Here is a 23,399-nt window from a genome sequence, read left to right as displayed (position 1 = left end):
CATGATCTTTTATCTACATATCAAACGAGGTGGAAACATAAAGGTCTTCCACCTTCTTTCTCGCCCAGTCGGTTTTGCGAAGAAACTTCAGGCTTGATTTAATGCTGGGGCTATCATTAAAACAATTGATGCGAATGCGAGCGCCCAATTCAGGCCATCCATAATAAGCCACCAGTTCATTTAATATAGTTTCTAAAGTTTTACCATGAAGTGGGTTATTGACTTGCTGTTGCATACTTTACAAAAGTAATATAAATATAAAAGTATACTTTTGACTGATGTGTTAAATACCTGCCAGCATCTTATCCTATATCTAATCATCCTGTTATATAATATCTGTCCATAATAATCTTGCCGAAAAGCTGATTAAAGTATACAAACCGAAGCTAGTCATTCCGGCATACATGCCTTTTTCCAATGTCCTATTGAAAGCTGCCGGGGATTTTCTTAGGTAGCCGTAAGGCTTTAGTTAGTTGCACTGATCAGAAAAAATTTAAATTGCTGCCGTGACTCAGAAATATGTTTAGCTGTTCAATATCTGCCGGTGTTTTTTGTTCGATAAGGCATTTGCTATAAGCTACCGTACGCCAGGTAAACTTTTTGGTGCATAACCGTACTGTTTCTTAAAAGCGTAAGAAAAGTGGGATAAGTTTTCAAAGCCAGCCTCCCGATAAACCTCCACTGGTCTTTTCTGACCGTCAGCAAGCAGGTAGTGTGCCAATTGCAACCGCTTCTCCGTAAGCCAGCGTTGCGGGGTAACCCCGTAAATTTTCCTAAAGTCGCGTTTAAACGTCGTCAGGCTTCTTCCTGTCAGAAAGCTAAATTTTTCTAGCGGCATATTGAACAAGTAATTCTGCTCCATAAAACCTACCAGATCAATTTTACCGGGCTCCGATAAGTCTGCTAAAAAGGTATCTACATGCACATCAAGGGTCCTTAAGATGGTAAGCGCCTCCTCAATCTTTAAAGCTACCAGCTTTTCGGGCAAATCCTGTTGCAGATCAAAATATGGAAGCAGAGAGGCAAAGTAGCTTTCCAACAGCGGATGCCGGTTATAAGCATGAATAACCGATGAACGGGCTATACTTTTGTTAGCCGGATTCCGGGCATAATAATCTTTCAAGCGATTATCTTTCAGAATAACCAGTACGCACTTGTAAGGTTGGTCATCCTTTGGGTATTGAATGATGGTGGACAGCTGACGCCGCGGAAAAAGGATCGTATCTCCCGGACCGAATAGTTGACTCGTGTCCGACTGTACAATCTTTACCTCTCCGGAAATGACCCGAACGAAGCAATGATGATCCAGCATAACTTCGTTTTTTAGATATCTTTCTTCTAAACAAGTCAACACTACTTCGGCCGAAGGATCTTTTAATCTTTTTTCCATCATTTAAAATTAATAGATACAGCTAATAGAATAATCACCAACTGCTGATTATTCAGAGCAATTAACTCTTGACTTTCGTTAGATGAGTCATTTGAAAAGCTTCGTATAACTTTTGATTGGCCTCTTCCAATTGTTTATTCAAAGGACTTACCAGGCTACCCATTATCATCGTGTCTACCTCGGTACGTACAGGCCGTTTACCATGCTGCATTTTAAGCAGGTTGATGACAGCCGCCGAAACCAGATCGGGGCTTTGCTCGGGGTTAGCTTTAAAAACCTCATCAAGTGATGCCAGAAATTCGGCCGGCAGATCTTTAATAGGGCCATAATCCAACGTTCGCTCTTTATCGCCAGCCTGTAGCAATGAACCGACGAAATGAGTGGGAAACGCCCCCGGCTCAATAATACAGCTTTCGATTCCCAGGTTTGATACCTCTGTGCGATAACTTTCGGCCAAGGCTTCGGCAGCCCATTTGGAAGGGCAGTAAGGCCCTGGGAAAGGAACCGCAAGCCTGGCGCTGAGACTGGAGATTAGCAGCAGCAAGCCTTGCTGCTTTTGTTTCATGTAAGGCAATACAGCGCGGGTCATGCGCTGCACACCGAATACATTAACATCAAATACCTTTTTCCAGTCATCAGCGGTAAATGATTCCTGGATACCAACCGTTCCTATGCCTGCATTATTGATCAGCACATCTATGCCGCCCATCCACTCCGCTGCCTGATGAACACCCGCTACTACGCTTTCATCATCGGTCACATCAATCTCGACCACATGTGCACCCTGTTGTTGCAACGTTTCAGCAGCTTGCCTGTTTCTGCCTTCTGCATCACGCAGTGCGCCGGTCACCGTGTAGCCTTCCTTAAGTAAGGCTTCTATAATAACTCTCCCGAAACCACCGGCCGCGCCGGTGATCAACACATTCTGTAGTTTACTCATTTTTGATCAAATTATTGATACAAAAGTAGGCCGCCTATAATTGCCAAACTTTGTTCAGAAGGCCTAATTCACTTTGCTTAAAAGTCCTGTATACATAGTTTAAAGCAGATCACGACTCGGTTTTTCCATTATTGATAAACATCAATGAGTTCCGGGGTGAGCGCAGATAGCTTTGTTCCATTCCATCGAGGATAACAAAAATCAATCTCACAACGAATGAAACTGAACACCCAAAATCTATCAGCACCCTATCCGCTGATCAAAAAAGCCGGCTTAGCTACCATCTTCCTGCCCATGGTTTCCCTTTTGATAACGTTACTTCCGGTATTGAGCTACGGCCAGGGCTATGTTGAAGGCGTAAACATCAGTTATGAACACATGCCCATGAAAATTGAAATGCCAGCCGACAAGCAGCAATTCACGGGTAACAACTTAAAAGTGAGCACAAGCCTACCTATTTTCCTTACACCAAATAAATCCAAATATCTGATTGTAGGCGGCAATCTGGAGGCTTTCAACTTTTCAGGAACACATCCTAATTTTGAGGTAAAAAGAGTCTACAGCATCTCCCCTACATTCGGTTACAGCACAATGGTCAGCAAAACTTTTAACCTCACCGCCTTGCTTACACCAACCATGAACAGTGACTATGAGAATGTTAAAAGTTCGGATATCAAGTTTGGTGCTATTGTACGCGGAAGCTGGAGGGCAAGTGATAATATTACATGGCGGGCGGTGGCAGGTTACCGCCAGCAGTTTTATGGTTCACAGTATGTTGCCTTGGTGGGCATGGACTGGAAGGTGAATAACAAATGGCAGTTATTCGGTGATATTCCGCACAGCTTTACCGCCAGCTATGCGGTGAACGAAAAGGTGAATGCAGGTTTTAATCTGTTTGTTCAGAACGCAACGTACAGACTGAATAACCAGGACCGGTACTTTGAGTACAACACGGTTAACCCAGGGCTTTTTGCCGAACGCTACATTTCTGCAAACTGGGCCATCAGAGCTACCGCTGCTTATACGCTGATCAGGAATATGGAGATATACAACAAGACGGACAAGGCCAAAGGGTTCATAGATTTTTATGAACTGGGCGACCGGGTTGCCCCTATCAATCCCGAAGTATCTACAGGGCTGTCATTCAAGATTGGATTGAGCTACCGCATTTTTCCGGGTAAAAAGTAAGCATCAAATATCTATATATCATGATCAGAATATTAATTAGTTTGACTGTTGGCGGAATGCTGACCCTGTTAAACACCTACCCTGCCTTTTCCGAGCCTTTACCTGATTGGGAGATACGCAAATCGCGCAAACAACAATTCAGCAGCAACAATAACATATTAGTTAAGGGGATTAATTCCGGTAAACAGGCACCTGCGATTAAAAGACCTGAAGAGGCGCTAACGCTGAGCCGTTTCAGCAAAGACGGACACGTTCATACACTTGCTGTTTTAGAAGATGACGGTATACATATTACCGGTATAGACCTTAGCGCTGAGCTAAAACGATACGACCGCAATTCATTTGATGTGATCAGGAATTTAACATTTGATGAGGTGGTGAAAATTATACGTACAACTTCAAATAAAGTAATCATAAGCCACAAAGACCTCTTACCCAGCGTTGCAGGAAGAGAACATTTAGCTATCGGTATTAATTATGCCGAGCATGGCAAAGAAACGGGACAGGTAAAACCATTTATGTTCCCGAAGTTTGTAAGCACGGACCCTGCTATTCATCAGTTGCCCTACACCAGGGGCTGGCTTTTAGACCATGAGGTAGAATTGGGCATAGCTTTCCCGACGGCCGTATGTTCAGTTGCAGATATTAACCACATGATGGTTGGCTTTTTAGTAGTCAATGATTTTACAGACCGGGCTACGCTTATGCAGAAAATGGACAGTCGGAACGTTACTGGCGGCAAAGGATTTCCGGACGCTAAAAGCAAGAAGGGCTTTTTGCCCACAGGCCCTTACATAGTAGTTCCAAAAGATTGGCGTGCATTTGTAAAAGAACTGCATCTTCAGCTTTCGGTTAACGGGCATATACGGCAGAGCGGAAGCGCGAAAGATATGGTCTGGAATATTGACAAGATCATTGAACAATCCCTTGCTGTAAAAGGAAAAATCAAAAGTTATTACCAGGGTAAAATGGTAAAGCTGTTTGAAGGCAACTGCATCCCGGCAAATAGTATTATTATTACCGGCACGCCGTCGGGCGTGGTATTTAATGCCCCAACTAAAGGTTTTATTTTTGGTGCCGTAATGAAATACATTTTTACCGGCGGGTTTTTCAGGGTAAAAATGCATCCTTATATTTTGCAGCAGTACCTGAAAAAAGAGTACACAAATCCACGTTATCTTAAACCGGGTGATTTTGTGGAAAGTTCCATTAGCTTCCTTGGAACAATAAAAACAAGCATTAAAGATTAGAGTGAATGTGATCGTAACAGAAAACCGGTATCTTGTTGGCGGGTTGGTTGGCGCTTGATGTCACCTACCCGCTTTGTCGTGAAATAATTTAAACGAAAATCGCCTGTTCATAATTAATACCACTCCATGAGCACCCCACAAAACCTGACCAAGATCGAAGCATTCATCAGACAGATCGTTCAGCCAAATGCGGAAGAATGGGAAGCCTTTGCCAATATTGTACAGGTTAAACAACTACGGAAAAAACAGTTGCTTTTGGAAAAAGGACAGACCTGTAATTTTATTGCTTTTATAAACACCGGTGTTATCAGGGAATATTCTTTCCAAAACGGCAAGGAGACTACCGTAGACTTTGTTTCTGATAATCAATTCATTACTGACTATCAAAGTTTTATTATGAAAACGCCCACAATACAATACCTGGAGGCGCTAACAGATGTAGATCTGCTGATACTCAGGAAAGAGGGCATCAATTCATTATTTGATAAGTATAAAGTGTGGGAACGCTTCGGTAGGCTGATCATTGAAAGGGTGTTTTGCGGTGTAGAAGCAAAACGCAAGAAAATCATTGCCACTACGCACGAGGAGCAGTATCGTGATTTTGCGGCGGCTTATCCGCAAATTGTTCAGCAAGTGCCCCAGTATTACATCGCATCCTATTTAGGCGTAACGCCTGAGCATTTGAGCAGGATAAGAAAGAAGGTTTGAATATTTAATCTTGTATGCTGATAAATAACTAAATAAGAATGTACGAGGTAATTACTGAATCATTGCGCACACTTGTTGATTTTTCTGATGAAGAGCTATTCTTGTTCATGCAGAAGCTTAAGCCATTAAGCCTGAAAAAGTATGATCTTTATTTAAAAGAGGGCCGGGTTTGTAATAACATGGTGCTGGTAAGCAAAGGTGGCTTACGTTATTTTTCTAAAAGTGAAAAAGGTGACCATACCATAGGATTCGCTTTTGAAGGCGAATGGTTAGGCGATTATGAAAGCTTTTTACTGCAAACCCCCTCCCCTGATTATATTGAGGCGCTTGAAGATTGTGAGCTTTACACGCTTAGCTATACAGACATGCAAACCTTGTACAAACACAGCCAGCGCTTTGAAAGGTTTGGCCGCCTGATGGCCGAAAAACTTTTCCTGGCCACGGCCAGGAGCAAGCGCAACCTGATGCTGCAAACCGCTAAAGAACGTTATATCGCTTTACTAAATAGCCGGCCACACATCTTTGAAAGATTGCCACAGCATCTGATCGCCTCCTATCTCGGTATACAGCCGCAAAGCCTCAGCCGTATTCGTGCCGAGGTTGGTAAAATGAAAGTTAACATAGGTTAATAAACTTTTATCGGTTTTTAACCCGGCAACATTTTTAAAGGGCTTCAATGAGTGCATTTTTGTGCTGTGCAAACAATCACGCACTTAATTAAACGCTCTATGCCCACTTCGCAAATATTTTCACTTGCCAGCACAATCGCAGCTTTGCAATGGTTGTTATTAATCATTTTTCCTAAATGGAAAGTAACACAATGTTCAATTAAATATCCTGTTGTGCCCATTCTTCTTTCCGTAATCTATTGTGTTTATATAGCCGGCTTTTTTCGCATTACAGGAGGTGGATTCAGCTCATTGCAACAGGTCCGCACTCTTTTTGCTGATGACCGCCTGTTGCTGGCTGGCTGGGTACACTACCTGGCGTTTGACCTGCTCATTGGCTTCGCCATTATCCGGTCGGCCAATAAAAAAGCCATTTCCATTGGCTGGTCATCCCCTGCCTGGTATTGACTTTTATGTTTGGGCCTTATGGTTTTCTGTTTTATCAAATCATCCAAAAAACAAAAACGGTATCATGAAAACATTACTCAACCGGATCAAGGTCATTAGTCCCGTATTATACTTCTTCGGTGTGGCGCATCTTGCATTGTTTGTGATACTAATTGTTGTTGCTTTATTTGACCAGCGGCAACTGTTGGGTGTAAACCTCTGGATAAAGCCTGTCAAATTCGCTTTATCCATAGCTTTATACTGTTTAACCTGGCCACTATTGTTGCAGTACCTTCCGTTTGAGCGCTTAAGGAGACGGTTTGCGCGGTTTACGGCATTTGCCATGAGCTTTGAGATGGCGGCAATTGCGTCACAAGCCGCCCGGGGCCAGCTATCGCATTACAACAACTCAAGCCATTACAACCTTTTAGTTTTTAACTTGATGGGAATAGTAATCGTTTCCCAAACTTTATTTGCGCTATATATAGGCATAAAATTCTTCAAGGTAAAAGCTGTGCAAATATCGCCAGCTATGTTGTGGGCCATCAGATTGGGGATCATTATGGCATGCTTTTTTGCCTTGGAGGGCGGTGTAATGGCGGCAAAAATGGCACACACCGTTGGCGCTGCTGATGGCAGCCCCGGTCTGCCGCTGTTTAACTGGAGCCGCATTGCTGGCGATCTGCGGATTGCGCATTTTATGGGAATGCATGCCTTGCAGATGATACCCTTGTTCGCGTTGATAAATGGGATGAAAAGCGCAAAGCCAACTATTGTTTTTGCATTGATTTACTTTGTGATCGTATTATTGCTGCTATTTAATGCGTTACAGGGGCGGCCATTGTTCTAGATTTTTATAAAGGAGGTAGTGGTTGACATTGTTTTTATCTGAGATATACATTCAAAAAACTTGGGAAATTACTCTGGTCAAAGGGTATTAAAATACCGTTTTCTTACTATCTAATTTCATAGTCAGTTTATTGGCTACTAAATCTCCAACCTTTTTACCATAAAAATGTGCAATCTGGCAGGAATTATGGAAGTGCAGTCCTCCGTAAAAGCGAGCCCAGTTGTTTTCCAGAGCTGCTGCCCGGAAAGACGGGAAAGACCGGCTTTCAATACCAAACTCCAGTTCTGATGTGTCTTTGTAGGCAACATGATCTCCGAAAACGCTGGTGAGGGCTTCTGCAGCCGAAGAAGATACCGTTGAATGGCCGCAGGTGTATTCCGGAAAAGGGGGCGTTTGCAGGTAGGGCCTCCAGTTGATGTCCATGTATTTATTTATAGCAGTTTCGGGCCGCATGGTGTTGTAGAGGTATTTTGCATCCCAGCAATGGATAAAACCGTCAAATAGGGCAATGGCTGTTTTGGCATAAGCACAAACAGTGGTTCCAAAGTCGGCATGTACCTTTTTAGCTGCAATACCGGTAATGCTCATCCAGTGGCCGGGTGGAGAAAACTTTTTAGTGATAAACTGAACATGGCCTGATACATTCATCTTGCCCGGATTATCATCCCAAAAGTCGGCAATATGTTTTTGCTCCGGGGTTAGATGCTCAACCGTGTTTTTGATATACATTACCTCCTGGTAGTATTTACTTTTCTTATCTCGCACATCAAATTTCGGCGGCGGCGGTACCCTGAACTGCGAGGCTCTGTCTAAAACCATAGGTCTTATTTCCATCCAATGTGGCTCTACAGCTTGTGCATACATGGGTGGCGTGGGTATCCAACGGCCCTCTTGGCTATTAACGGTAAACTTTGATGCGCTGCGCGTATGAAGATAATTATCACCCTTGCTCCATTTAATAACCGCACCTGCTATACTTTTAGCATAAGCTTTCGTGTTGGCAAGTTCATCATCGGGCATACCGTGGCTTACTGCAAGCTTATCAAGACTGTCTACATATTCCTTCATGCTTCCTTCCGGAAATGTTACCGCTTGCCCAACCTCGCAAAAGGCAAGTATGGCTGCGTATTCAAAGTCTATTGTTTTGCCTTTAGGGGCAGCCGGTACACCTTTAAATTCATTTAGCTGCCGGGCCAGTGATTGGTATTGCTTTGGGTATCCGGCTGCGATTACCTCATAACCGGCAATGTTAGCATAAGCATAATTTCGGGAAGCTACAACCGGGCTGAAATTATTCCCCATAACTACGCTGTTTAACTCATGTACGGTGTTGGCATACAGATCAGGGTTATGCAGCAATTGCCGGTAATCATTTTTTTTACAAGACGAAGTCAATATCCAAATGCCTGCAAATAGTATGATGAAACGGTTCATAATTTCGATAAAGGGTTAGTATAAAACAATTGGTTGTTCAGCCATGCGATAAGTGGTAATTGAACTTTATATTGTATTAGCAATTAAAAGCCACTGCACTACGGTTTAACGATGTAGGTTTTTCTGTCCGGACCAATACCCGTTAATTTTAATGACCGCCATTTGGGAGGTAACGTAGTTTTAATTTGTGTTATCCCCGCTGCCGTAATGTCAAGCCCGCCAAAACCCATTAAAATACTTTGCATAATGCCCCCGGCACCGGTAGCAAAGTAGGGATTGGTTCCGCCTTTCGTTTCTGCAATTACCCTGAACGGTTGGTTTAAATTGGGCTCATATGCATCCTTAAAAAAATGATAAGCCTTTTCGCCATTGCCTAATCTCGAATACAGTAATGAGAAGATGGCTTGCGTCATGGCGGGTGTGCCCTCGTTGGGTATACGTGTTTCGTAATACTCCAAATCTTTTTTTACCTGCTCCTTATTGGTAATTACTTTTAGAGGATAAGCCAGTAGGTTTACGTCAGCCTGCTTGATGCCTTCGCCTTTATAGCTTTCATGCTCTTTTGTAACGCCGTTGGGCAGCGTAAGCAGCGGAATATTTTGGGCTACGGTAGCCCACTCGGGGTTTTGATTTGTTCCTAACAGCTGTGCTGCTTTTATAGCGCATTCTAAATTCACTTTAGCAGCTGCATTGGTGTAGGCGTTGTTGTCTACGTTTTCCGCCCACTCATCGGCGGCTACTACGTTCTTGATATCATAATGCCCTTTTCCGTTCCGTTCAACTCGGCTTACCCAAAAATCGGCAGTAGCTGAAAGTACAGGCCAGCCCCGCTCTTTAAGCCATGTCTTATCCTGCGTTATACAGTAGTAGTTCCAGAATGCAATAGCTACATCGGCGGTAATGTGGTGTTCAAAGGGGCCGCTTAGTGCCCACACGGGGGTTTCCTCTACGCCTTTATCAGCACTTTCCCAGGGATACATAGCGCCTTTAAAGCCATTGGCAAAAGCATTACGCTTTGCGGCTTCCAGCCGTTCAAAACGGTATTCCAGCACGGAGCGTGCTATTTCTGGATGTAGCACCAGTAAGGCAGGATACATCCAAACTTCCGTGTCCCAAAATACATGACCATTGTAGCCTAAGCCGGATAAACCCATTGGCGAAGGCGAAAAAGAAGTTCCGGCACGTGAAAAAGAATACAAGTGATACATCATGCTGTGTATATCCTGCTGTGCCTGGTCGTCACCGTCAATCTGTACATCGCTCTTCCAAAGTTCATCCCAGGCCTGGTTGTGAAACTTGAGCAGCCTGTCGTGTCCTTCCAGCTTCGCGTAGATAGTTAAGCGTTCTGCTTCATTCAGCGGATCATCATGATGAGCAGATGAGATAGAGGTGCCTGCGATAGAGAAAGTATAAGTTTCTCCGCTTTTAAGCGCCTTTCCAAACCGCATCATGTGCATATTGCTATCCCATATCTCGTGTATTATCCTTGGCTCCTGGCCGTGTTTTTCATTAAACAGAAATGTATTGGATGAGCACAGCTGAAGTTTACCAGTCGGACTCTTACCTGTTGATGTTAACAGGCTGATAGTCGTATGAGGACGATCAATTTCATTATAATAGTTTTGTACCTCGCGCAAGGCATCCGGCGCTTCCATCACACTGGAGGCCGACAGGTTGATGTCTTTTTTGGCAGTTATGGTTACATCCATTAAAACCGTGAACGGAAGATGGCGTAACGAGTAGTAGGTATATTTAACTACAGCTTCGGTGCCATAATCAAAACTGGTAGTGAACGCCGCATGCTGCATATCCAGCTGTTGCCGGAAATTGCTGGCACCTGCAGCAGATACTCTTCTGCCGTTAATGTCCAGATTCATGTTCAGCAAATTGAAGCTGTTCAAAAAATTGCTTACCCGGCCCCGGCCATATTGGTCATACGTACCGGCTAACACTACGCTTTTTAACTTAAAGGGTTCGGGCGCAGATACTAACCCGATCATGCCGTTTGCTACCGTGATGCCATAATAGTTTGACGGATCTATTTTGTCGGCACTTATTATCCATGCATCTGTTTTGGATTGCGTATAAGCAGGCATTACGCATGCTGCCGTAAGCATAGCTGTTAGTAAGTATTTAAGTTTCATGATTGGTAACTAAATATATACAAAAAGTAATTATAAAAAGAAGGCCGCGAAATATTTACGCGCAACTACTTTATCGCTAACTTGTACAACCAAGTTATACCTTATTTAGAATGACAAGAAGATTGCTGTCACTGATCGTACTTATTAGTGTAATTGCTATTGCCGCTGTTTTTGTACTTATTCCGCCTTATGTAAAAATCTACCGTCAGGTTAAAGTTTATACACCCGAGCAAGCTGTTATAAAATATGTGATGCATACCAAAAAGTGGAGCAACTGGTTGCCAAACGCTAACCGAAAGTTTATCGTACAAAAAAGCACAATAAGCGAAATAACCGGCCGCTTACTGACGGGCAACGACACTGCTGAAAGTACAGTTGGCTATGCCGTGAGAGATGGGCGCACCATTTACCTAACCTGGAATGCTGTTGTAAGAACCGGCGTTAATCCGCTAAAAAGAGTTTTGCTTTACCAGTCGCGGAATAATGTGGTACGGCGTATAGATAGTATACTGGCCAATGCAAAGCAGTTTTTGGAAGATGACCGCCAAGTGTATGGTATTCATGTACAAAATGCGAAGATTGAAGATTCGATAGTACTTGCTACCAAACGCATGAGCAAAAGCGCCCTGCCTCTGGAAGAAGTTTACAAAGCGATAAAAGAGTTGAGAGCTTATGCCGTTAAAACCAAGGCTGATAAGGCGGGCTACCCAATGATGAATGTTACGCAATTAAATACAAAGGCATATTTAACAACCTTAGCTATTCCAATAAATAAACCGGTTAGTAGCAACAACGATTTCTTTATTAAAAAGCTCGTATACAACGCCAATTTGCTGACAGTAAACGTTAAAGGCGGAAATAGCCGTATCAAAACCGCACTCAATCAGCTATCACTTTATATGTTGGATAACGGTTATACTTCGCCAGCAATTCCTTACGAGGAGCTGGTAACTGACCGCGTTCAAACACCGGATAGCAGTAAATGGATAACCCGCATATGTTACCCGGTGTTGTAATGATATACGGCTTCTTACTCTGAGAAAAGCACCAACCTGCCATCATAAGTTACAGCCAGCAGGTTTTTCTTATCCTTGTTTTTGACGGGTTGAAGGCTTGCCAATTCCTGGAAGTTTATTTGCGAGTTTACCCAATAGGTTGGAGCGGAAAATGTTTGGGTTTTGGTGTTAAAGGTTGCACTGGCCAGCCCAAGCGCATCGTATCTGCCTTCAAATGGAATTACGCCAAAGAAGTTGCCATTGAATAAGACTTTTTGATGATCTATTTCGCTTATGCTTCTTACCGGTGCCTGCTGATACAACCATGGCAGCTCTGTAACTTTTGCTGCATGCATAATGTCTGACACGAATATCGTTTTAAATGTATTGGCTTCAAGCTGGGCATCAGGTTTCATCTTGTTACCAAAAATCTCCTGAGTGGTTTTGTTACTCATTTTGCGGAAACTTAGCCACTCTTTTTTCAAGTATGGAAGCTCTTGTTCCAGATCGTTTTTGGGCCTGAATGGATAGTACTTCCTAGCATAATTATATGATAAAATCAAATCGTTTTTCTGATCGTTATCCAAATCCTGATTGTAAGCGTAAAGCGATGCGCCAGGTGCTACGTTATATTTGTTATTGCTGCCCCAGTTACCGGCTATCAGGTCTTGCTTACCGTCGTGGTTTAAATCGGTAACTAATATTGATTGCCACCACCCCTTTAAGCCGTCCATGGCAGGCAGCTTTAATCTAACCAGCCTGCCGCTCTGGTTTAAAAATATCATTGGCGGCTGCCATTCTGCCGCCACAACCAAATCCTCGCGGCCATCGCCATCTACATCGGCTGCTTTTATATCGCTTATAAAAGAAATATCCCTGAGTTTTTGGTATAGATTATTAGCAGCAAGTTGAAACTGACCATTGCCTTTGTTAATTAATAATTCAGACGGGCGTTTGGCAGTATAATTACGGAAGGAAATGCTGCCTTGCAGTAAAATGTCTTTCAAGCCGTCTCCGTTAATATCTATAATTGTAATGCCCGCCGTTTGCCTATTTATTTTCGGTAGCGGCACATATTCAAACTGGTATTTGCCTTTATTAATAAACAACCTTGGCTGCAGCAAACTGCTGCTATCGCTAAATGGATGGTTAGCGCTTTGAACAATTAGGTCAGGCAAATGGTCATTGTTAAAGTCGCACCACTTTGCATCGGCATCGGCCGCTTCTTGATATGGCGCAAATGCAAGCGGGAAGGATTTTTGATAACTACCTTTATTATCTGCTATTAAAAGATATTTTTTGTCGCCGGCCATGCCGCCAACGTATATGTCATCATTGCCATCATTATCAATATCGGCTACGGCGATGGCTGGTGTGCGTGGCAGGTAGGTGTGCGGCAGTAAGTAAGCGTAATTAAAATCGGGCGTTTCATTAAGATTTAACTGCGCTAATTGCGAAACCATTACCGGCTTGCTGTTGAAACCGGCATTGTTGTTTAAAAATCGAGTTATAACACCTTCGATATCTGTCATATGGGAAACTTTATCATCCTTGTAGGTTATCGTATTAAGTTTATTCAAGTTGAAATTTGCCTCCAACTGATAAGAATTGTCCGGCCATACAATAAGTAGTTCTTTGGGGCTGTCATCATCAGCAAACGTAAATAATAACCTGTTCGACTGGTTGCTCTGAAAAGCCGTTGTGGTTTGAAATTCCTGATGGTCTACTGATTTTTGTGATTTTAGGTAAAGCTTTGCGCCTACGCCACCACGGTTATTATTTTTGTAATTTACTTGGTAAGTGATGTATTTGTGCTTTGATAAGCCTTTACCATTAATAGTTGTGTTTTTATAAATGAAAGCAGGCTCATTTAAGTTATTCGTTACAATCTCCAAATCTCCATCATTATCGAGGTCAACGGCAACCGCACCGGCAGAAGAAGCAGTATCCTGCATTGCATTAACCGATGATATATCAGAATAACGAAGGTTTTTGCTGCCCTTATATAAATAGCTATGCACTTTGCCGTTCGGCATATGGTTAATCTTGTCCTGATCGAAATTGCGGTTGGTACCCACCCTTTGAACGGCAGGTGTGCCCAGGTATTTAAGATAATCGAGGTCTGTGAGCCGTTTTTTGATACCGTTCGAAAAAAACAGGTCTTTGCAGCCATCCAAATCAAAATCATGCGAGAGTGGAGACCATGTCCAGTCTGTTGCAGCCACGCCCGAGTATAAGCCGATGTCGATAAATTTATGCCCGTTGCCAACGTTTAATTGCAAACAGTTTTTAGAGTACTGGTAATAAAAGCCGGCTTTTACCTCCTGGTTGTAAATATCCAGTGATTCATCATTGATGGAAGATTTCAATTGCTCCATATCTTCGGGAAGCATATCGGTTGTAATCACGTCAAGCGAGCCGTCTTTGTTAACATCACTAATGGTATTGCCCATCGAAAACAAGCTGGTGTGCCCAAAAGCGCTTTTAAGCTGTTCTTTAAAAGTGCCGTTGTGCTGATTAACATAGTAATAATCGTGCTCAAAAAAGTCGTTAGATACGTAGATGTCATCCCATCCGTCATTATTTAAGTCGCTGATGCTTACACCTAACCCATAGCCAATAGCAGATGCATAAATTCCGGCCTGTTGCGTTACGTCTGTAAAATGGCCATCGTCATTCCTTAATAAGTGATCGCCTGCCGCATAATCATATTTGTATCTTGCCGATGAGTCGCCATAAGATGCGTTGCTATGCACAGAATGCGTTAGGATAAAAAGGTCGAGATCGCCGTCTTTGTCGTAATCAAAAAATGCCGCCTGGGTAGAGAGCCCTTTAAAAGCAATGCCGTATTCGGCCGCACGCTCCGTAAAGGTCATATTGCCATTATTGATGTAAAGCTGGTTAGCTCCTTTAAAGTTTTTATAGCCCGATACGACCGAAAGGTATATATCCGGAAAGCCGTCATTGTTGATGTCCACTATGGTTACGCCGGTTTTCCAGTTGCCTGTACCTGCTACCCGTGCAGTTGGGGTAACATCCTGAAAAGTAAGGTTTCCTTTATTTAAGTAGAATTTGTTTGCCCCCTGGTTAGAAACAAAATAAAGGTCCTGTAATCCGTCGCGGTTAAAATCAGCAGTAGCAACTCCCGCACCATTATAAAAGTACAGGTAATCCATAATGTTTAAGGAGTCGGTTTCTGTAATGGTATTTGCAAAAGTTATGTGAGATACCGACGCTTCAACTTTTTCGAAAATATGCGGCCCTTGCTGTTTTTGTTTACAGGCACTCAATGCTGCTGCAAAAACTATTAATATAAGCTGCAAGCTGTTAAAAAAGCATTTCATTTTATCCATAAGTAGCTACTTAACCTTATATTATTTTTGTTTGTAGGCATACAGGCGATCATCGTTTAATCCAAAAAGGTAAGTCTTTTTACCGGATGGATCGTTGATAATTGCAGATGACCGTACCTGCCCTTTAATGCAAATGCCACTTTGCTGTGCCGGAATATATTTGAAATTACCGCCCTGGTAAGTATAGGTGCTGGTATAGCTGGCATCCAGCCTGCCCACCTCTGGTTTAAAACCGTAAAAGTTTCCAGCCAGTATGAGTCTCTTGGTTTTGGAAACCTCGTCGTGATCAATAATTATAGAATTAACAGGCGCTAGCTGCGCATTGGCAGGCAACTGCTTATAGGTATAACCAGAACCTTTTTTGTTGATAAAAACGGCCGATGCAAGTGTAGTGATTTCATGCTTCTCAGCATCTTTAAGGTCTTCTTCCGGAAACACCTCATTAAATAATTTGCCCGCATAATTTTCGTAGCGCAAATACTTCTTTTTGAAAGCAGGCATTTGAGCCACCAAGTCCGGGCGCATATGAAACACATACGGCTGGTGATTATTACGATAGATGGATGTAATGCACTCCTTGGTTCCGTTTGCATCAAAGTCCTTGATATAAATACGCAAAGGTTCGTGTGGTGAAGCTCGGAACTTACTGTTCAAACCCAGGTTCCCGGCGATAATGTCAGGATAGCCGTCATTGTTGATGTCATCAGTTTTCAGGCTGCTCCACCAGCCCTTAAAATTCGTCAGGCTGGTGTCTGCAGTAAAACGCCCGGCGTTGTTTTTAAAAATAAGGATACCCATCCAGTTACCGGCTACAATCAGGTCGTCGTATCCATTCTTGTCCAAATCGGCCCACTGGGCGCTGGTTACCATACCTAAACGGGTATTGCCTAAAACCTGAGCGCTTACATTTTTAAAGTTTGCTTGCCCGTCATTTTGAAACACGTATGATGCCGGTGAACAACCGTATAAACCTGGCAGGCTACGTCCGCCAATAAAAAGGTCTTCGTCACCATCATGGTCATAGTCGCTTTTAACAATTACAGATGCATTGAGCGAGCAGTTGGGCGATTTTTGCCTGTTCCAGCTAAATTTCCCTTGACCTTTATTTTCATAAAAGCGCGGTTTCATAACAGGCGAGCCGGCTTCTTCCTGATTGCCGCCAAACGTAATTATCAGGTCGGTATCGCCATCTTTGTCAAAATCTCCGGTAACAGCACCTGCACATTCCAGGTAACTTTGTTTTTTGAAGTCATCGGGAATGTAACACTTGAAACGGCCATTTTTTTGCTGAAAATAGATACAAGCCGGATGACCAGCCGAAGCACTAAAATAAAAATCTGTAAGCTTGTCGTTATTAAGGTCGCCGGTAGTGATATAAGGATTCTCCGTAGACAGCATTTGCAGGCTTAACCTTTCGCGATCAAAATCAATAAAATCATCTTCATGGTGGTGAGGTATGGTGTCAAAAAGTTGCTTAGACACATCTGTAAACAGCGCTGTATGCTTAAGTTGCATCTCATGTTGCTTTATGGAAGCATTTTTAATATCTACTATGGTCAGTTTACCAGCTGCCACATCGGTAAGTGTCTGTATTTTGCCGCCCGGCCATACAATCTTTACAGAGTCAGCCTGCGGAGCCTTGCCTACGCCTATAACAAGCCGGTTAGGGGAAGTACTGCTTTGGAATCCGCGGGCGGGTTGGTGATAATACAACAATTGCTGGCCTGCTGTCCATATCTTAATTGTTGCACCAATGCCAAAAATGTTGTTTTTTTCGCCTTTTAAGCTGATGGCTAACGAAGTACTTTTTAATGTTTCAGCATGATTCTGGTAAATGCCTGCAGGCATATTCACCCTGTTGATTATTAAATCCAGGTCGCCATCATTATCCAAATCGCCATACGCAGCTCCATTACTAAAAGCCGGTTTGTCTAAACCAAGTTCGGCTGTTTTGTCACTAAATGTAAGGTTCCGGTTATTGATAAATGCATAACTTGCTATTGGCGTAGAGGGTATTTTTGATACAAATTCCTGGTAGTTGAAGCGCTTACCGTCTTGAATTTTTTTTATGTTATCCTCACTTGCCAGATACTCTATATAATCTTGATTAGTTAGATCTTTATAAATGCCGTTGCAAATCAGATAATCCTTCCAGCCATCATTATCCATATCAAAAGCAAGCGCGCCCCAGCTCCAGTCTGTAGCGGCAATTCCGGCATAAAAGGCTACTTCGGAGAATGTACTATCGCCATTATTCAGTTGCAGGCAGTTTTGCATATACTGGTTATAGTAACCGTCCTTTTGCTTTAGTTTTACAACGTCATAAGATTCATAGGAGGTTACTTTCTTTAATCTTTCATCACTTTGCGGAAGCATTTCGGTGGTAAAGATATCAAGGAGGCCATCGTTGTTTATATCTGCAATATCAGAGCCCATTGAAGCTAAACTCAGGTGACCGGTTTGCCGTTGTATGTCTTCTTTAAAAGTGCCGTTATGTTGGTTGATATATAAATAATCGCGCTCGAAAAAATCGTTAGATACATAAATGTCCGGATAGCCGTCCTGGTTAATATCAGCAACCGAAACGCCGAGCCCAAATCCTATATCGCTTGAATAGATGCCAGCAGCTTTAGTGATATTAACAAAGTGGCCGTTATCATTACGGTATAAATGGTCTCCGCCTAATTCATCCGTTTCATCCCTTAAATTATCGGCAAAGTTGAATGTGCCTATTGGTCTGAAGGAGTTGTTCAGCACGTAGCAATCCAGGTCGCCGTCCAGATCATAATCAAAAAATGCAGCGTGTGTAGATAGTCCTTTATCATTCAGGCCGTACCGGGCTGCTTCTTCTTTGAACGTTCCGTTATGTTGGTTAATAAATAATTCATTGTCGGTTTTTTGCCCGTTTTTGTTCCCGCTGTTGCAAACGTAAATATCAAGCCACCCATCGCCATTTACATCGGCCATGGTTACGCCGGTGCTCCAATACTTGCTTCCCTTAACCCCGGCTTTTTCAGTTACATCCTCAAACTTCCATTTGCCTTTGTTAATAAAAAGCTTGTTGTCGCCCTGATTAGCTGTAAAGAAGATGTCATTAAGGCCATCATTGTTAATGTCGCCAATGGCAACGCCGCCACCATTGTAATAGTTGCGGTACGAGAAAATGTTGGTTGTGCTATTATCGGTAAGGTTGTTACTGAAATTGATACCAGTAGTACCTCCATCTAATTCATGGAAGAGTGTATCCGGAGCGTGGGAATGACAGGCGCTTAAAATTACAGGCATTAACACGCCAAGCCATCTTAAATACTTAATCATCAATAGCAGATTAATAAAACAAACGTAGCGATGGTGAATCGCTACGTTTGAAGGTCAAATGAAAGTGCTATTCAATTTTAATAGCCAAAGTTTTGCTTAAGGTTAGGGTTGGAGTCAACGGCACGTTGAGGAATAGGGTAAACAACCCGGTAGCCGGCCGATTTCGTCTCTCTCTGATCAACCGGATCGTTGAACTTTTCAAAGCGAATCAGGTCATTACGTCTCCAGGATTCCCAGTACAGCTCCCTGCCTCTTTCTGCCAACAAGGCTGTCAGGTCAAGAGAGGTAAGCGCCGTAGCGCCACGGTTGGTACGAATTTGATTTACCAGCGTTAATGGCTGGGTCGCATCAGTTCCGCCACGCAAAATGGCTTCCGCTTTCATCAACAACACGTCTGCATAACGGAAGAAAACATAATCATTGCCGCTTTGTCCATAGTTAGCCGGATTAAGTGCGAATTTAACCACGCGGATGCCTTCTGCCTCAGTAGCGTAACCGATGTTCACGTTGGGGGTGAAAATTAAGGGTTTGCCACTTCGGTCGAGCACGTTAACCAAATTGCCTTGTGCATCATATTTCTTTTGCTGGCCAACCAGGAAACCTACGTTGTGACCTGTTTTGTCGGTATAACCTGGCAGATTATATTTTTTGCGGATATCATTATCCTCAAAACTATTATAAAAAGCAGCAAGGGTAGTGAAACCGTTCCAACCATCGGGCGTAGTGTTGTAATGCATGCCCATACGGGTACGGTTTTCCAGACTGGCATTCTGACCAACGTTTGGCTCATTCTGACGGGCAAAGATGATCTCTTTGGAAGCCGTAGTATTATCCCATTTAAAGTTGTCATAATAGTTGGGCGTTAACGTATAACCACCCGCGTTAATGATGTCATTTAAATAGCCCAGCGCCTTATCCATGTCTGCCTTTTGGAAGGTGTAAGGCCCGGCCGGACTTGTAGGGTCTTGGTAAAATACCGCTTTATTCAAATAAATTTTAGCCAGCAAAAACTCTGCAGCATATTTATTACCCTTACCCGGATCTCGGCTGGTTTGATTGGCTATGGAAAACTCCAGATCTTTGATCATGAAATCGGTAGCCTCTTTACGGGTCATTACCCGTGGGTTGGCATCCGGGTCATCTGTAACTTCACGGAAAGGCTGCTGACCATAATAGTCAACTATCCAGTACATAAAGAACGCCCGCAAAAAACTTGCTTCTGCTTTGGTTTGATTGTCTCCTGCTTTAGCTATCACCGCAGTAGCACGATAAACACCAATGTTCAGGTTATTCCAGGTATCATAGATTTGGTTGTGAGAAGGATCCCAGGTATGCTGATGCAGTTTACGCCAGGTACCAAAGTCGTCCCAGTCTGTTCCGCGGGTTGGGCCCATCATTTCATCTGTTGAATGCTCGGAAAGTGCATACCAGTTCGCCTGATCGCTAAAGCCATTCAATTGGGAATAGACACCTCCCAGATCTGCACTGGTGGCTGCGCCGCCTTTATCTACGTACTTGCTTCCGTACAGATCTTCGTTTAGCTTGGTGCAACTGAAATTAAGTATAGCTAACGCCCCCGCACTTATTAATAGTTTCTTTTTAAGTTTTTTCATGTCCTTTTAAATTAAAAACCAGCGTTAATACCCAAAGTGAATGTACGTGCATTTGGATAAGCGGTGTAATCTATCCCTCTTGAAGGTACGTTATCTCTTGATTTATTCGTGTTAACTTCCGGATCCAAGCCTTTGTATCCGGTAATCAGAGCCAGGTTTTGTCCTGTTACGCTTAAGCGTAGTGTTCTGATACCTTTCACAGAGCCGGTTGGAAAAGTGTAACCTATATTAGCATTGGAAATACGTACAAAGTCGCCTTTTTCCAGGAAGCGTGTTGAAACGCTTCCAGAGTTCAAAGGGTTTTCGTTGCTGGTTGCGGCATCATAGCTTACGTTACGACCGTTTTTCAAACTTCCTTTAAGAAAATAAGCGTTGGCCGTATTATTATAAATTACAAAACCAGTACTGGCATTTATAAACAAGCTTGCATTCCATCGACCGTAGGTAAAGTTATTGGTTAACCCTTGTGTGAATTTAGGCAATGCACTGCCAACAATTGAAGACAGACCGTCATTTGCATAAGTAGATATACCGTTAGCATCATAGCCTGTCCAGGTTGGCAGGTAGAAAGAACCCAATGGATACCCGTCGCGAATAACCTGTGAGTAAGCACCAGATAAACCCTGACCATTAATATCACCAGTAATAATTACACGGTTTCCAAAATTTTTAATGGTATTTTGCGTATAGGTGCCGTTGTAGGCGATTTCCCAATTAAATTTTCGACCCTTAATGGCCTGGAAGTTTAAGCTGTAATCAACACCTTTATTAATTACGTTACCCGGCAGGTTAACCCAACGTTGCGTGGATGCCGAAGGTTGTGCATATACCTGCAGAAACAATACGTTTTTCAATGAGTTGTGGAAATAATCTACCGTACCGCTTAAACGGCCACCAGCAATCGTGAAGTCCAAACCCACACCGTACTGTGTTTTGGTTTCCCATTTTAAAGTAGGGCTGGCATTACTTATGATAGTTGTGCTACCATTAAGTTGGTATTGGCTAACTGCCAGTGACGCATAAGGCGGAAACTCCTGGTTACCTGTTAAGCCATAATTTAAGCGAAGGCTTAGATCATCAAATACCTTTTTAGGAGCCCAGCTTTCATCAGAAACTCTCCATTTAAAAGCACCCGCTGGGAAGTATCCATATTTGTTATTGGCGCCAAATTTAGATGAACCATCTGTACGGAAGGTAAAGGTCAAAAAGTATTTGTCTTTATAAGTATAATTTGCACGACCAAAGTATGATTGCAATTCATACTTAGAACTATCGCCAAAAGCAGCGAACGGACGAGTATTAAAATCGTCAAGGCTGCTTGCCTGCGCAGTCTTGTCTTTCTGGCCGTAGGCTAAATTGTTAAAGCTATAGTTTTTAAATTGCTGGTAAGAGTAACCGCCTAACAAGTTTAATGCATGTGAACCGAATTTTTTATCATACGTTAAGGTATGTTCTATAATGGTTGAACGCAGTTTTAGGTTTTGTTCTATACCACGTCCATTACCTGTAACCTGCGGAATACTCGGACTATTGCGGATGCTTTGGCTACCAGTATAACCAATTAAACGGGCGTCCATAAAGGTTTCCCGTTTGGCAGTATTATTATCGTAACCAAAGTTCACCTTATAGGATAAGTTTTTGATGACCTTCCAGGTACCGCTTAAGTTAGTTAAATAACGGTTTAGATTGTCGCGGTCATTAATGTATTCTAACATATTGGCCGCATTACGGAAATTAGCATCGCTGTTATTGAAGTAACTGCCGTCGGGGTTTTTAATTGGATAAGTAGGGTTTGATAACAAAGCTGCACCAATCAAGCTGCCTTCAAAACCTGCGTTATCACTAATAGGGGCATAACGGTTTTTAACATTGGATGCAGTAAAGTTCAGGTCAATTCTTACTCTATCACCAAACAGGTTTTGAGAAGCATTTAAACGGCCGGTTAATCTTTTCAGGCTCGAGTTTTCAACGATACCTTGTTGGTTATCGTAACCAAAGTTGAAACGGTAGGTTGTTGATTTACCTGCATCGCCATAACCCAAATTGTAACCTTGAGAAACAGCGGTACGGAAAATCACGTCCTGCCAGTCGGTATTACCCTTTTTGTCAATCACTGCCGGATCAGCACCTGCAGCGGTGGCATATTTCACATAGTCTGCAGCATTCATTAAGTCATACTTTTTAGCAGGACTTGATACGCTGGTATTTGCAGTAAACTGAATGCCTTGGCCTTTTGAGCCTTTACGGGTGGTGATTAATATAACGCCATTAGCACCTCTTGAACCGTAGATTGCAGCCGCAGAAGCATCCTTTAATACGGAGATGTTCTCAATATCGGCAGGATTCAAGAAAGATAAAGGGTTGCGTGCAGAAGAAGTACCTGCACCGGCATCCAAACCGCCGGAAGTTCCGCCATTGTCTAAAGGAACGCCGTCAACTACGTACAATGGGTTGTTACCGCTTCGTACAGATGATGCACCGCGAATGTTGATAGAAACACCGGCACCTGGCTCGCCGCTTGCAGGTGTAACCTGTACGCCAGATACCCTTCCCTGTAATAACTGTTCGGGGCTGGAGATAACGCCTTTGTTAAAATTTTTAGGTCCTAATGAGGCTACAGATCCAGTTGCATCTTTTACTCGCTGGGTTCCGTAACCAATTACTACCACATCACTCAGGTTACCGGTTGTGCCTTTAAGCGATACATTGACCGCAGTTCGACTTCCCAGGTTAATCTCCTGCCTTTCATATCCTACTGAGGATACAACAAGTGTACTACTGCCGGGTGGCACAGACAATCGGAAAGATCCATCCACCTGAGTAACCGTACCGACAGAGGTGCCTTTTACAGTGACGGAAACACCCGGCAATGTGCTACCATCCTTACCGTCAGTGACTTTCCCTGTAATCGTCCGGTTTTGAGCAAAAGCCGGGAGAAATAGCAGGCAGCACAAAATAGATACTGCTGCACAAAGTAAACTTTTTGCATACATGATTTTTGGTTTAGAAACTTAGGTTATAGAAAACTTAATTGGTACCCCAATATAGGAATTTGTAATAGTAATATTACAATAGCATAATTAATTTATTTAAAAATATATTAATTGAGCTGTTACTGGTTTACTGCTTACTATAATAATTGCTTTTGAAGAATTTTTGGG

At 42.9% G+C, this 23,399-nt stretch carries 16 protein-coding genes; 7 read left to right on the top strand and 9 right to left on the bottom strand.

Going from position 1 to position 23,399, the window contains the following annotated elements; translation table 11 throughout:
* Nucleotides 1–13 precede the first annotated feature (13 nt).
* The 3 genes from KHS38_RS01250 to KHS38_RS01240 form a co-directional block, all read right to left on the bottom strand.
* On the bottom strand, nucleotides 14–235 hold the full coding sequence (locus tag KHS38_RS01250) for a VF530 family protein (RefSeq protein WP_213486262.1): 222 nt from the start codon (nucleotides 233–235) through the stop codon (nucleotides 14–16).
* 342 nt (nucleotides 236–577) lie between these two features.
* Nucleotides 578–1,390, bottom strand: coding sequence for a helix-turn-helix domain-containing protein (locus KHS38_RS01245; protein WP_213486260.1), 813 nt, complete (start codon nucleotides 1,388–1,390; stop codon nucleotides 578–580).
* Nucleotides 1,391–1,451: 61 nt separating this feature from the next.
* Nucleotides 1,452–2,330, bottom strand: coding sequence for an SDR family NAD(P)-dependent oxidoreductase (locus KHS38_RS01240; protein WP_213486258.1), 879 nt, complete (start codon nucleotides 2,328–2,330; stop codon nucleotides 1,452–1,454).
* A gap of 216 nt (nucleotides 2,331–2,546) precedes the next feature.
* Here KHS38_RS01240 and KHS38_RS01235 point away from each other — a divergent pair, with 216 nt between their 5' ends.
* From KHS38_RS01235 to KHS38_RS01210, 6 genes are all read left to right on the top strand, one after another.
* Nucleotides 2,547–3,518: a DUF6268 family outer membrane beta-barrel protein gene (locus tag KHS38_RS01235; protein ID WP_213486257.1), complete on the top strand. Its 972-nt coding sequence runs from the start codon at nucleotides 2,547–2,549 to the stop codon at nucleotides 3,516–3,518.
* Between the two features lie 20 nt (nucleotides 3,519–3,538).
* Nucleotides 3,539–4,768: a fumarylacetoacetate hydrolase family protein gene (locus tag KHS38_RS01230; protein WP_213486255.1), complete on the top strand. Its 1,230-nt coding sequence runs from the start codon at nucleotides 3,539–3,541 to the stop codon at nucleotides 4,766–4,768.
* Nucleotides 4,769–4,894: 126 nt separating this feature from the next.
* Entirely contained in the window at nucleotides 4,895–5,476 is a 582-nt protein-coding gene (locus KHS38_RS01225; RefSeq protein ID WP_213486250.1) for a Crp/Fnr family transcriptional regulator, read from the top strand.
* A 38-nt stretch (nucleotides 5,477–5,514) separates the two neighbouring features.
* Entirely contained in the window at nucleotides 5,515–6,105 is a 591-nt protein-coding gene (locus KHS38_RS01220; protein ID WP_213486249.1) for a Crp/Fnr family transcriptional regulator, read from the top strand.
* Nucleotides 6,106–6,204: 99 nt separating this feature from the next.
* A complete protein-coding gene (locus KHS38_RS01215) occupies nucleotides 6,205–6,552 on the top strand; it encodes an ABA4-like family protein (protein WP_213486248.1) in 348 nt (115 codons plus the stop codon).
* A gap of 64 nt (nucleotides 6,553–6,616) precedes the next feature.
* Nucleotides 6,617–7,381, top strand: a complete 765-nt coding sequence (locus KHS38_RS01210; protein ID WP_213486247.1) for a hypothetical protein — start codon at nucleotides 6,617–6,619, stop codon at nucleotides 7,379–7,381.
* Between the two features lie 87 nt (nucleotides 7,382–7,468).
* On the opposite strand, the gene KHS38_RS01205 is transcribed toward KHS38_RS01210, so the two are convergent.
* On the bottom strand, nucleotides 7,469–8,815 hold the full coding sequence (locus tag KHS38_RS01205; RefSeq protein ID WP_213486246.1) for a vanadium-dependent haloperoxidase: 1,347 nt from the start codon (nucleotides 8,813–8,815) through the stop codon (nucleotides 7,469–7,471).
* Nucleotides 8,816–8,913: 98 nt separating this feature from the next.
* Nucleotides 8,914–10,959: a kojibiose hydrolase gene (locus KHS38_RS01200; protein WP_249665240.1), complete on the bottom strand. Its 2,046-nt coding sequence runs from the start codon at nucleotides 10,957–10,959 to the stop codon at nucleotides 8,914–8,916.
* 110 nt (nucleotides 10,960–11,069) lie between these two features.
* Between KHS38_RS01200 and KHS38_RS01195 the strand changes: the two genes are divergently transcribed.
* On the top strand, nucleotides 11,070–11,975 hold the full coding sequence (locus tag KHS38_RS01195) for a GyrI-like domain-containing protein (RefSeq protein WP_213486244.1): 906 nt from the start codon (nucleotides 11,070–11,072) through the stop codon (nucleotides 11,973–11,975).
* Nucleotides 11,976–11,989: 14 nt separating this feature from the next.
* Here KHS38_RS01195 and KHS38_RS01190 read toward each other — a convergent pair whose 3' ends face one another.
* The 4 genes from KHS38_RS01190 to KHS38_RS01175 all read right to left on the bottom strand — a co-directional run bounded on the left by KHS38_RS01190 (nucleotide 11,990) and on the right by KHS38_RS01175 (nucleotide 23,231).
* Nucleotides 11,990–15,307, bottom strand: coding sequence for a VCBS repeat-containing protein (locus tag KHS38_RS01190; protein ID WP_213486242.1), 3,318 nt, complete (start codon nucleotides 15,305–15,307; stop codon nucleotides 11,990–11,992).
* Nucleotides 15,308–15,328: 21 nt separating this feature from the next.
* Entirely contained in the window at nucleotides 15,329–18,625 is a 3,297-nt protein-coding gene (locus KHS38_RS01185) for a VCBS repeat-containing protein (protein ID WP_213486240.1), read from the bottom strand.
* 77 nt (nucleotides 18,626–18,702) lie between these two features.
* The gene (locus tag KHS38_RS01180) at nucleotides 18,703–20,238 is read right to left on the bottom strand and encodes a RagB/SusD family nutrient uptake outer membrane protein (protein ID WP_213486239.1); all 1,536 of its coding nucleotides are present in this window, start codon (nucleotides 20,236–20,238) and stop codon (nucleotides 18,703–18,705) included.
* Between the two features lie 11 nt (nucleotides 20,239–20,249).
* Nucleotides 20,250–23,231 carry a SusC/RagA family TonB-linked outer membrane protein gene (locus KHS38_RS01175; protein WP_213486237.1) on the bottom strand — a complete coding sequence of 994 codons (2,982 nt, stop codon included), beginning with the start codon at nucleotides 23,229–23,231 and terminating at the stop codon, nucleotides 20,250–20,252.
* Nucleotides 23,232–23,399: the final 168 nt, after the last annotated feature.

Origin of the sequence: Mucilaginibacter sp. Bleaf8 (assembly GCF_018390515.1) — a bacterium.
Taxonomy (GTDB): Bacteria; Bacteroidota; Bacteroidia; order Sphingobacteriales; family Sphingobacteriaceae; genus Mucilaginibacter.
This window is presented reverse-complemented; position numbering and strand designations above follow the sequence as displayed.

What these genes read in the sequence shown, in the direction of transcription:
- KHS38_RS01250 (WP_213486262.1), bottom strand. Translation starts at nt 235, where the DNA reads ATGCAACAGCAAGTCAATAACCCACTTCATGGTAAAACTTTAGAAACT.
- KHS38_RS01245 (WP_213486260.1), bottom strand. Translation starts at nt 1,390, where the DNA reads ATGGAAAAAAGATTAAAAGATCCTTCGGCCGAAGTAGTGTTGACTTGT.
- KHS38_RS01240 (WP_213486258.1), bottom strand. Translation starts at nt 2,330, where the DNA reads ATGAGTAAACTACAGAATGTGTTGATCACCGGCGCGGCCGGTGGTTTC.
- KHS38_RS01235 (WP_213486257.1), top strand. Translation starts at nt 2,547, where the DNA reads ATGAAACTGAACACCCAAAATCTATCAGCACCCTATCCGCTGATCAAA.
- KHS38_RS01230 (WP_213486255.1), top strand. Translation starts at nt 3,539, where the DNA reads ATGATCAGAATATTAATTAGTTTGACTGTTGGCGGAATGCTGACCCTG.
- KHS38_RS01225 (WP_213486250.1), top strand. Translation starts at nt 4,895, where the DNA reads ATGAGCACCCCACAAAACCTGACCAAGATCGAAGCATTCATCAGACAG.
- KHS38_RS01220 (WP_213486249.1), top strand. Translation starts at nt 5,515, where the DNA reads ATGTACGAGGTAATTACTGAATCATTGCGCACACTTGTTGATTTTTCT.
- KHS38_RS01215 (WP_213486248.1), top strand. Translation starts at nt 6,205, where the DNA reads ATGCCCACTTCGCAAATATTTTCACTTGCCAGCACAATCGCAGCTTTG.
- KHS38_RS01210 (WP_213486247.1), top strand. Translation starts at nt 6,617, where the DNA reads ATGAAAACATTACTCAACCGGATCAAGGTCATTAGTCCCGTATTATAC.
- KHS38_RS01205 (WP_213486246.1), bottom strand. Translation starts at nt 8,815, where the DNA reads ATGAACCGTTTCATCATACTATTTGCAGGCATTTGGATATTGACTTCG.
- KHS38_RS01200 (WP_249665240.1), bottom strand. Translation starts at nt 10,959, where the DNA reads ATGAAACTTAAATACTTACTAACAGCTATGCTTACGGCAGCATGCGTA.
- KHS38_RS01195 (WP_213486244.1), top strand. Translation starts at nt 11,070, where the DNA reads ATGACAAGAAGATTGCTGTCACTGATCGTACTTATTAGTGTAATTGCT.
- KHS38_RS01190 (WP_213486242.1), bottom strand. Translation starts at nt 15,307, where the DNA reads ATGGATAAAATGAAATGCTTTTTTAACAGCTTGCAGCTTATATTAATA.
- KHS38_RS01185 (WP_213486240.1), bottom strand. Translation starts at nt 18,625, where the DNA reads ATGATTAAGTATTTAAGATGGCTTGGCGTGTTAATGCCTGTAATTTTA.
- KHS38_RS01180 (WP_213486239.1), bottom strand. Translation starts at nt 20,238, where the DNA reads ATGAAAAAACTTAAAAAGAAACTATTAATAAGTGCGGGGGCGTTAGCT.
- KHS38_RS01175 (WP_213486237.1), bottom strand. Translation starts at nt 23,231, where the DNA reads ATGTATGCAAAAAGTTTACTTTGTGCAGCAGTATCTATTTTGTGCTGC.